Here is a 10,728-nt window from a genome sequence, read left to right as displayed (position 1 = left end):
CAGGAGTCTCGTGCCTTCCTCGCAAATCAACAGGTTCTTAAATCAACAGTATTCATTAACACAGCTTAATTTTAAAGCTTATAATATACACGCAATAAATATGAACTCCATTTTGCTTGGGGATGATTTCTTATATTTTCTATTAATCCCTTCACAATCGCTCTTGGCAAAGTTGATTCAAGCAGTTCTTGTTTTAATAGTAGTAATGACTCTTTTTCAATCGACTCTTCCATTTCTACTAGATCTTGTTGAATCATTTCTAGAATCTGTTTCTTCGTTACCTCTTCATCCAAAGGGTGTTCAAACATCTGGATATGCTCCTTTGTAATAAAGGGGACAGTAGAATTTCTAGCAATTAGATTTGTTTTCTCCACTAAGGATTGTGATAATAAGTCCAAATCTAATGGTACGTTATAGAATAAAAACAGGTGGGAGTACATACTTATAAACCCTTTGATACAAAAGACTACATCATATTTTATCTCTTTTATCTCGTTATCTCTATACAAACACTCTACCATTGAAAGAATCGTTTTCTCCATTAACCTGTCGTAGTAACGAATTTTCAAAATGAAATCTTCATTAAATGTACGTGATTGCTCCTTGATAAGAATTTTCCCAAAATCAGAATGCTTTTGAAAAGAGCTAAATAATGCATAATAAAATTCATATAGTAGATTTTGATGACTACTAACATTCCTGACTATATAGTCAATATCAGTGGTGAATTGAATCATAAAATGGTCAATTAAGGCTAAGATCAATTCATCCTTTGACTTAAAGGATAAATAAAAAGCACCTTTAGAAATACCACAATGTTCTGTTATTTGTTGGACAGATGTTGCTTCAAATCCCTGTTTAGCAAAAAGCTCAAGCGCTTTTTCCATAATTAATTGTTTTTTCATCATTTATTCTACGCTCCTAGGTTCAATCATTGACAGATGACCGGTTAGTCAGTATTATAAATAAATGGGTTAGATAAGTCAATTTAGGGTAGGTGTAAGTGTGAAAGGTTTAGTAAACTTTGTTCTAGGAAACAAACTTGCAGTATGGTTACTTACAATCATCATTACGGTATCTGGTATTTATTCAGGTACCAAAATGAATATGGAGACGATTCCAAATATATCAATCCCATACTTAATGGTAATGGATGTATATCCTGGGGCTACTCCAGAGAAAGTGATGGAGGATGTATCGAAACCTTTAGAAAAGGCAATAGAAAACCTAAAAGGCGTAAAATCCGTATATTCTAATTCAAATGCTAACATGGCAAGCCTTCAAGTGGAATATGAGTACGGTGAAGATATGGATGAAGCAAATCGTGCCTTAAAATCTGCCTTAGAGGCCGTGAAGCTGCCAGAAAATGCACAAGAACCAATCATTACTGCTATTAGCATGAACATGATGCCAGTTATGGCACTTAGTATAAGTAGTACAACAGAGGATATCGTTGAATTAACGTCCACCGTAGAGGATATTATCCTTCCAAAAATCGAAAAAATTGATGGTGTTGCCTCTGCAACCATTACAGGTCAACATATTGATGAAGTTCAGCTTACGTATAATGATGCAAAAATGGCTGAATTTGGCTTAAAAGAAGATAATGTTAAGCAAATGATTCAAGCAAGTGATCTCGCTGTTTCATTGGGTCTTTACGAATTTGAAGAAGGCGAACAGGCCGTAGCAGTCGATGGCAAGTTCATGACCGCTGATGAATTAAAGGAAATGCTTATTCCTGTAACACCATCCGCAACACAACCTTCACCATTTGTGAAACTTAGTGATATCGCGAAAATTGAAGTGGTTGGTAAAGTTCAATCAATTTCACGTACGAATGGTGAAGATGCGATTGCCATTCAAATTGTTAAAGGACAACAAGCCAACACTGTCGATGTTGTAAACAGTGTAAAGGAGTTAATCAAGGACGAAAAGTCAAAAATTGATGGACTTGTTATCGATGTATCACTCGATCAAGGTGCTCCAATTGAAGAATCAGTGTCAACGATGGTTGAAAAGGCATTATTTGGTGGTTTAATCGCGGTATTAATCATTCTTTTATTCCTACGTGATTTTAAATCTACTATAATTTCAATCGTGTCAATTCCAGTTTCCATTTTCATGGCATTCCTGCTGCTTAACTGGATGGAAATTACACTCAATATCATGACACTTGGTGCGGTTACGGTTGCTATCGGTCGGGTTATCGATGACTCCATCGTTGTAGTGGAAAATATTTATCGACGTCTACATTTAAAAGAAGAAAAATTAACGGGACGTGCGCTTGTTCGTGAAGCAACAATAGAAATGTTCAAACCAATCCTGTCATCAACATTAGTAACGGTTGCAGTATTTGCTCCTCTTATTTTTGTAGGTGGTATGGTCGGTGAACTGTTCGCGCCGTTTGCACTTACCATGACATTTGCTCTTGGTGCTTCGTTAGTTGTTGCCATTACAATTGTTCCTGCTTTGTCTCACTTCTTGTTTAAGAAAAAGTTATATAGTGAAAAGACAGAAAGCAGCCATAAAGAGGCTGGCAAATTAGCTAACTGGTACAAAGGCGTCCTTGGTTGGACACTTAACCACAAAGTGATTACCTCCGTTATTGCGGTTGTGTTATTAGCAGGCAGTGTAGCATTAACACCATTAATCGGTTTTAGCTTTATGGGTAGTGAAGAAGAAAAGGTAATGTACTTAACGTACACACCAAAAGCTGGTGAGCTAGAGGATGAAACATTAGCCAACGTCGAAGCAGTCGAAGAAGAAATGCTAAAACGTGATGATATCGATATCGTTCAGATATCTGTAACGGAGAGTGGAGATCCAATGGCCGCGATGATGGGCGGTGGCGGAGATGGTGCATTAATGTACCTAATCTTTGACCCAGAAATGGATAATTTCCCAGAAGCCCGTGAGGAAATTGAAGAATATGTGTTTAACATTGGTCAATCTGGCGAATGGAAGTCACAAAACTTCGCTCCTACATCGATGGGTTCAAATGAAGTCAGCTACACTTTCTATAGTGAAGACTTAGATAAACTAAATGAAGCTGTAAAAATGGTTGAAGGCGTTTTAGGTAAAAATGAAGGCTTAGAAGATGTTTCTTCAAGTGCTGAGGAAGCATACGTTGAATATACATTTAATGTAGAGCAAGATGAATTGCTGCAGTATGGTTTAACAACTGGTCAAATCGTTATGATGTTAAACCCAATAAAGACGCAAGATGTATTAACAACCGTTGAAAAGGACGGTAATGATTTAGAAGTAATCGTTCAGCAGGAACAAGCTGCGCAGCCAAAATCAATTGACGATATTTTAGCAAAACAAGTACCTACAGCACTTGGTACGATGATGCCTCTTTCTGAACTGGTAACAGTTGAAAAAGGTACAACGTTAAATACACTGGCACGCAGTAAAGGTGAATACTATGCAACGGTTTCAGGAACGATCCTTAATAAGGATATTTCAAAAGCTACCTCTGAAGTAGATAAAGAAATTGATAAATTAGATTTACCTAAAGGTGTTACCATCGGCGTTGCCGGTGTCCAGGCAGATATGACGGAAACATTTACACAGCTTGGTATGGCTATGCTTGCAGCGATTGCGATTGTGTATTTTATCCTAGTAGTAACCTTCCGTGAAGGTGTGGCACCGTTTGCCATCCTATTCTCATTGCCATTTGCAGTAATTGGTTCATTTGTAGGTTTATTAATCGCAGGCGAAACCATTTCTGTATCGGTCATGATGGGTCTATTGATGCTAATTGGAATCGTTGTTACCAATGCCATTGTTCTTGTTGATAGGATCATTCATATGGAACGTGACGGTATGACGATGCGTGAAGCAGTACTAGAAGCTGGTGCAACGCGTCTCCGTCCAATCCTAATGACAGCTATTGCAACCATCGGTGCATTAATTCCGCTGGCAATCGGCTCAGGCGGCGGTGGATTAATCTCGAAAGGTCTTGGTATTACCGTAATCGGCGGTTTAACAAGTTCAACATTATTAACATTAATCGTTGTCCCAATTGTTTATGAAGTCTTATCAAAAATATTCAAGAAAAATCGTAAAGATATTATAGAAGACTAATGAAGAAGCCCTGAAAAGTGTCAGATCACTTTCAGGGCTCTTTACTATTTACTACCAAACAAATAACCCAACTATCATTGCACTTAATAGAGAAACAGCAATTCCGCTGACAAGAAGCTTCCATACATTCTTACCAATAATTGTAGATTTCCCCTCTCCTAGAACTGAACTAAACGTTCCATAAATCATCCCCACCGTACTAAAATTAGCAAATGATGTTAAAAATGTCGTTGCAACCGCTACCGTATGTGGCGCCAGTGTATCCAATTGATTTTTCAGGTCCATCATAGCAACAAATTCATTCGTTGCTAATTTTATTCCCATTAACTGAGCTACATAAAGGGCATCCTTTACTGGTAATCCTAGTAAAAAAGCAAATGGACTAAAGATATACGAGAAGATTTTTTGGATCGTCAGCCCATTGATAATAACCCCTAATATTCCATTAAGCGCAGCCGTTAACGCTACGTATCCAATAACCATCGCTAAAATAACGATTACCATATTCATTCCGACTAACATACTGTTTGAAATGGTTGAGAAGAAGTCCTTTTTCTCCGATTTTGGAAGTTCATAAATGATATCTTCCTCTTTCGGTACTGTAATTGGATTTAAGATACTGACAACAATAAGAGCATTTAAACAATTCAATGGAATGGCACTAAAAACGTAAGTAGCTGGAACCATTGATAAGTACGCACCTATAATTGAGCCGCTGATACTACTCATACTCATAATACCAAAGGTAAGTAACCGGTAATCCTTTAGAACAGACAGTTGATTACGAATGACAGCTAATGCTTCCGTGTTTCCTAAGAACATCATTTGAATGGAGAAAAAGCTTTCCAACTTGGGCATTTTTGAAACCTTTGAAATTAGCCAACCCACTTTATCAATAATCCACGTTAAAATGCCAAAATAAGATAAAATATCAAAAAACGTCACAATAAAGATAATCGGCAACAGAGCACTGAAGAAAAAGTCTATTGTCTCATTTGCCATGACACTTGGAAATACAAACGCAATCCCTTCACTTGCACAGGCAATTAACCATGTAAAGAACGCAGCGATTTGATTAATCAGCCAGCTGCCAATGGTTGTTCCTAACATAAACCAAGTAATTAACAATTCAACTACGATCAGCGAGAAAATTGCTTTCTTTTTAACTTCTTTCTTTTTGGGTGAACATAAAAATACCACGCCCATGACAACAAAAAAGCCTATTAGATTAATTATAAAATACATTAAAGCAACTCCTAGATGTGACATTCAATTAAAAAAGCCCTTAACTTTCATTATTCCCAACAAAAGGGAAATAATGATAGTAAGAGCTTTTCAAACATTAAGGTTTTAATAAAATTTTCCCTGTACTTTTGCGGCTTTCAAGTAAAGCATGTGCGTCAGAACCATCCTTTAAAGAAAAAACAGCTGGTTCTTGGACGGTGATTTTTCCTTCCTGAATCCAATCAAACAATTGATTTGAACGTGCTTTTCTTTCCTCTGACGAAGTAAGAACATTCCAAAGGTCCCCGCCAGTGAGCGTTTTCGAAGTATCCATAAGCATCCGAGGATCGACCGGAGCGGGGTCACCCCCTGCCATGCCATAAAAAACAACAGTCCCTCCAACTCTAGTAGCTTCAAAGCTTTTCTGGAGAGTAGAACCCACTGAATCATAAACAACATCTACACCAATACCATTTGTTATATTCTTTATTTCTTCAACCCAGTTATCATTGTATAAAAATACTTGATCGGCTCCTGCTGAATAGGCTGCTTTTGACTTATCTATCGAAGATGTAAGACCAATTACTTGTGCGCCTTTTAATTTTGCAATTTGAATAAGAATTTGGCCCACTCCACCTGCGGCAGCATGAACCAGGATCGTTTGCCCAGCTTTTACATCAAAGCTATCTTTTGTTAAGTAGTGTGCAGTTAAACCTTGAAGTAAGATGGATGAAGCTGTTTCAAAGGAAATATCTTCAGGTAATGGAATAGCCTTTTCTACAGGAACTGAAACTAACTCGGCATTAGCAAATGGTACATCTGCAAAGGCAATTCGATCGCCAACTTTTATATTTGTAATGCCAGTTCCGACTTCTTCCACAACACCTGCACCCTCATACCCCAAGATGTAAGGTGGTTGACCGGCCAGATGGTAATTCCCTTTTCGCCTGTATATATCTGCGAAATTTAGGCCTATCGCTCCCATCCTTACCAATATTTCATTTTCTTTAATGACAGGGTTTGGAATATCTTTATATTGCAATACCTCGGGCCCGCCGAATTTTTCAAAAATCAGTGCTTTCATTCTTCTGCTCCTCGCATTCAAAAATATAGTTCATATTGTATCGTTTTTTTAGTTCAGATACAAAAAACTCAATTTACAACTGGTTAAAACGACAACTACTGACAATATTTCTGATGTCGAGTAAAAATGCAGTGCTGCCCATAGGGAACACTGCATCTTTTTAGGAATTCAAGCTACTTTTCTTCCCGATTCCAAACCTTTTTAATTTCATGAGCGGCTAATTTAGGTTGCCGTTCTCTTGTAAATAAACCTTTCCGATTTAAGATTACTCGTTTGGCATTTTGACTTGTTTTAAAATCGGAAAGCACCCAAATATGAGCACCAATTGTATACGCCTTTGACCGGATGATTTCATATTGTCTAGTAATCATTTCAGCCTGATACTCTTCAGAAAATAACTCTGGCGGGTCCATGTGCATTCCAGCCACTGCGTCTGCACCAAACTCTGTAACCATAACCGGTTTTCCAAAAAGCTCATGACACAAGTCCAGTTGGTTATTTAATATTTCACATGCCTCATCTAGCAATCCAGGTTGTGTATACCAACCGTAATAACGATTAATACAAACAAAATCAAAATGTTTTAGGGCAACATCCCCTTCCACATCTAAACAATTAACAATGGTAATTGGACGGCCTTGGTCTAAGCTTTTAGCATGATCATATAGTGACTTATAAAATCCATCAGCTTGTGGAACAAATGTATTTCCTTCATTCGCTAAACTCCAAGCTATGATACTAGGATGATTTTTATCACGCAGGATCATTTCACTTATGACTCGATGTGCCTTTTCTTCTATTGTACTGTTATAATGACTTTCAACAAAACCTACAAATGGCGTTTCCCCAATCACTAAAATCCCATTTTTATCAGCATAATTAAGAAATTCATCGCTATAAGGATAATGGGAGGTGCGTAACGAGTTGCCGCCTAACCAATTTAATAAATTCATATCTTTTACAATAATAGCTGGATGCATACCTTTACCTAAAACAGCAAAGTCTTCGTGCAGTCCTACTCCTCGTAAAAAAATAGGTTCTCCATTTAATAGCAGCTGATCACCATCGATGGCAATCGTACGAATACCTACCTTTAAAACATATTGATCAATCTTTTCCCCTTCTTCAGATAAACCAATTGTTAATGGATACAAGTGGGGATGATCCATTGACCAAAACTTCGCATCTTTGATGGTTAATCTACCATTAACAGATGTTTGGTTACTCAGGTTAAACTCTTCAACCTCTTTCTCAATCATGACCGAGACTAAACCTGTAAATGGTTGATTTAAGGTAAGGTTAAAATCAACCTGTCCAGTAGAATTATTGATAATATCCGTAACAACCGTTACATCCTCGATATGCGTTTTTGGCAGCACTACTAAACTAACTGGCCGGCTAATTCCCCCATATGGAAAAAAGTCATAGTAGTTTCTTGGAAATTGCCCTTTGAATCCGTTCTTTTGAATGATGTGCTCATTTTCAACTTCACCAGCTGGAAGGCTGTCTGGTTTAATCCTTACATCAACAGAAATAATAATCTTGTTAGGACCATCCCAATCAATAAATTCAGTAATATCAATACTAAATGGGAGGTGTCCGCCTTCATGCTCGCCTACTAAATTACCATTAAACCACACTCGAGAATAATAGTTTGCCGCGCCAACTCTTACTATGATTTGGTGATTTTTATAAATATGGGGAATGATTACTTCCTTCTCATACCAGCCTGTGTGAAAGAAATGAACCAAGTCCTGATATTGTTCATTCCAACTGGCTGGTACAGCAATTTCTCGATCACTGGGAATGGAGTGCTGCCATCCTTTAGAGTCTCCCTCGTTCCGTTCATCTTTTGCAAATTTCCAAAAGCCATCCAGAGAAATTTCATTTCTTAACTGATTTGTCTGTGGATATAACATCATTCGGTTCCTCCTGTATTTTTTAATCTCTAAATTGAAGTAACTGACCCAAGAGCATCTGAGTCAGTTACATTTTTCATGGATTATTTTTTATTAACCTCAATAATCTTATTAGCTTCTTCTACCATGTATTCCTTAGCTTCCTTAACTGAGATGCCATCGAGCATGAATTTAGTAAATCCAGCTTCCAATACATTCTTCTTAAGTTCATTACCATAAGAAATGGCTAGGTCAGATGTATAAGCACCTTTAACTTCATCATTAAATAATGTGTGCAATAGTGAATCTACATCGTAATAATTTTCTTTTCCAGCAACCATATTATTAATTGTTGTTTCGCCATCTGCATCTTTCCAAGAAGATAAACCTCTTACCTGTGAGCCTTCAGCAGTTACATACTTCAAGAACTTGTATGATGCTTCTTTGTGTTTAGAGTTCTTAGAAACTGCTGAGAACTCACCTGCAATGTTTGTGCTACCAATTGGTGAATCTTTACTCATTCTAGGCATTGGAGCAAAAGCTGTTTTGAAATCATGTGGATATTTTTCAACGTTTCCTACATCGGCAACCGTCCAGCTTGCAGTCATTAACATACTTGCTTGTTCGTTAAAGAATTCTGTACGATAGTTTAATTCTGCCCCAACTACATCAGAGAAAGGTTTGATTGCACCAGCTTTTTCTAAATCTCTACGGTATTCAAACCAGTAGTCAAATGTCTTATCATCAAAAATAGATTTCTGTTCATCAATCATATATGGGTGTTCTTTTTCTGCAAAAAGCATTGGGTTCGCATATTCACCCCAGGTATGGAAGTATACGCCGTATCTCTTATCTTTCCCTTCACCTTTCGCTAGCTTTGTTGCATATTTTTTAAAATCATCCCATGTCCAGCCAACCTCGGGTACAGGTAAACCAGCTTCATCTAAATGATCTTTATTCAATAAGATATACCAGTAGTTTGTTAAGTGTGGCAGCGCATACACTTTACCGTCATAAGCTGCATTAATTAAGTATTCTTCTTTAATATCGAGTTTATCTTTCTTAAAATAATCATCTAATGGCTCAAACATACCATTTGCAGCTCTTAGTACTGCTTGGTCCACGTTAGGAATGGAAACAACGTCTACTTGTTCTCCTGCAGACATTAATACGTCCATACGAGTCATATTATCTACTGCAGTACCACCAGGAATAAGAACCTCAGATTTAACTTTAATATTTGGATTCTTTGTTTCAAAATCCGCAATAATTTTATTAATAGCGGTTTGGTCAGCATCCCAGTTGAAATACTTAATTTCTACTACTTCTTCTTCCTCTGCCTTTTTATCCTCTGGCTTTTCACTGCCTGTGCTTTCCTTAGATCCAGAACATGCCGTTAAAAGTAGAAGAAATAGAACGGAAATCATAATAAAAAAATGATTATTTCTCTTCATAGAATTGTAACCCCTTTCATATTTTGTGATTTTTAAAATACGTGAATGCCTCTTTATAGTAGCTGATATTTTTAAAAAACGATGTGTAAGATTTTTTTACAAGTGTGTACTTTTTTTACTAACCTTTTACTCCACCTAAAGAAATACCCGCAATTACATTTCGCTGTAGGATGACAAATACAATTAAGAGTGGCAGGATTGCTGATAAAGAAGCCATCATCATTACTGCGTAGTTATCACTGTATTCAGTTTTGAAATATTGCATCCCTAGTGTAATCGGATAAAGCTTTTCATCGTAAAGGAAAATAAGCGGGTTTTGATAATCATTCCAAACCCAAATGAATTTAATAATCCCAACCGTAGCTAAAATGGGACGGCAAAGCGGAAGCATAATTTTCCAATAGATTTTAAAATACCCAGCACCATCAATTTTTGCTGCTTCAATGTATTCGTCACTAATTCCAACCATATATTGCCGCATAAGGAAAGTGAAGTAAATTGAAAACATTGCCATTAGTATGAGACCTTCATGGGTATTAAATAATCCAAACCATTTAACCATAATATAACGCGGAACTAAAGTAGCTTGTTCAGGGATCATCATAAATGCCATTAACAAACCAAATAGTAGACTCTTACCAGGAAACCTTAACTTCGAGAATGAATACGCTGCCATTGATGAAACAATGATCGTCACTAATGTTGTAATTGACGCTAATTTTAACGAGTTTAGGTAAAAGGTTGTGAACGGAACCTCACTCATCCATACTGCTTTAAAGTTCTCAACAAAATTCCATCTTGTTGGTATCCACTCAATCGGAAACACCATTACATCGCTTTCAAATTTTGCGGATGTTGATAGCATCCAAATTAGCGGTACAAGAAATGCAATAGATACAGTCCCCAATATGATGGTTACAATGAGATTGGAGGGATTTTTTTTTAGGTCCTCCTTCAATTTGTACATAAAATAAATCAA

7 protein-coding genes are annotated in these 10,728 nt (G+C 37.0%); 1 reads left to right on the top strand and 6 read right to left on the bottom strand.

Annotation, left to right across the window (positions count from 1 at the left end; translation table 11 throughout):
- Positions 1–71: 71 nt before the first annotated feature.
- The gene (locus tag V7124_RS12005) at positions 72–908 is read right to left on the bottom strand and encodes a TetR/AcrR family transcriptional regulator (protein WP_335489286.1); all 837 of its coding nucleotides are present in this window, start codon (positions 906–908) and stop codon (positions 72–74) included.
- A 97-nt stretch (positions 909–1,005) separates the two neighbouring features.
- Between V7124_RS12005 and V7124_RS12000 the strand changes: the two genes are divergently transcribed.
- On the top strand, positions 1,006–4,089 hold the full coding sequence (locus V7124_RS12000; protein WP_335489283.1) for an efflux RND transporter permease subunit: 3,084 nt from the start codon (positions 1,006–1,008) through the stop codon (positions 4,087–4,089).
- 51 nt (positions 4,090–4,140) lie between these two features.
- Here the strand turns inward: V7124_RS12000 and V7124_RS11995 are convergent, their stop codons facing one another.
- From V7124_RS11995 to V7124_RS11975, 5 genes are all read right to left on the bottom strand, one after another.
- Positions 4,141–5,334 carry a nucleoside transporter C-terminal domain-containing protein gene (locus V7124_RS11995; protein WP_335489280.1) on the bottom strand — a complete coding sequence of 398 codons (1,194 nt, stop codon included), beginning with the start codon at positions 5,332–5,334 and terminating at the stop codon, positions 4,141–4,143.
- Positions 5,335–5,431: 97 nt separating this feature from the next.
- Positions 5,432–6,397 carry a quinone oxidoreductase family protein gene (locus tag V7124_RS11990; protein WP_335489277.1) on the bottom strand — a complete coding sequence of 322 codons (966 nt, stop codon included), beginning with the start codon at positions 6,395–6,397 and terminating at the stop codon, positions 5,432–5,434.
- Between the two features lie 173 nt (positions 6,398–6,570).
- Positions 6,571–8,319 carry a beta-glucuronidase gene (uidA, locus tag V7124_RS11985; RefSeq protein WP_335489274.1) on the bottom strand — a complete coding sequence of 583 codons (1,749 nt, stop codon included), beginning with the start codon at positions 8,317–8,319 and terminating at the stop codon, positions 6,571–6,573.
- A gap of 80 nt (positions 8,320–8,399) precedes the next feature.
- Positions 8,400–9,749 (bottom strand): ABC transporter substrate-binding protein, encoded by a 1,350-nt coding sequence (locus V7124_RS11980; RefSeq protein WP_335408692.1) that lies wholly within the window; start codon positions 9,747–9,749, stop codon positions 8,400–8,402.
- A gap of 118 nt (positions 9,750–9,867) precedes the next feature.
- Entirely contained in the window at positions 9,868–10,716 is an 849-nt protein-coding gene (locus tag V7124_RS11975) for a carbohydrate ABC transporter permease (RefSeq protein WP_335408689.1), read from the bottom strand.
- Positions 10,717–10,728: the final 12 nt, after the last annotated feature.

The sequence above is a fragment of the Neobacillus niacini genome, from assembly GCF_036961885.1.
Taxonomy (GTDB): domain Bacteria; phylum Bacillota; class Bacilli; order Bacillales; family Cytobacillaceae; genus Neobacillus; species Neobacillus niacini_H.
Note: the sequence above shows the minus strand (reverse complement) of the source record. Positions and strands in the feature narration are given on the sequence as shown.

What these genes read in the sequence shown, in the direction of transcription:
- V7124_RS12005 (WP_335489286.1), bottom strand. Translation starts at nt 908, where the DNA reads ATGATGAAAAAACAATTAATTATGGAAAAAGCGCTTGAGCTTTTTGCT.
- V7124_RS11995 (WP_335489280.1), bottom strand. Translation starts at nt 5,334, where the DNA reads ATGTATTTTATAATTAATCTAATAGGCTTTTTTGTTGTCATGGGCGTG.
- V7124_RS11990 (WP_335489277.1), bottom strand. Translation starts at nt 6,397, where the DNA reads ATGAAAGCACTGATTTTTGAAAAATTCGGCGGGCCCGAGGTATTGCAA.
- uidA (WP_335489274.1), bottom strand. Translation starts at nt 8,319, where the DNA reads ATGATGTTATATCCACAGACAAATCAGTTAAGAAATGAAATTTCTCTG.
- V7124_RS11980 (WP_335408692.1), bottom strand. Translation starts at nt 9,749, where the DNA reads ATGAAGAGAAATAATCATTTTTTTATTATGATTTCCGTTCTATTTCTT.
- V7124_RS11975 (WP_335408689.1), bottom strand. Translation starts at nt 10,716, where the DNA reads ATGTACAAATTGAAGGAGGACCTAAAAAAAAATCCCTCCAATCTCATT.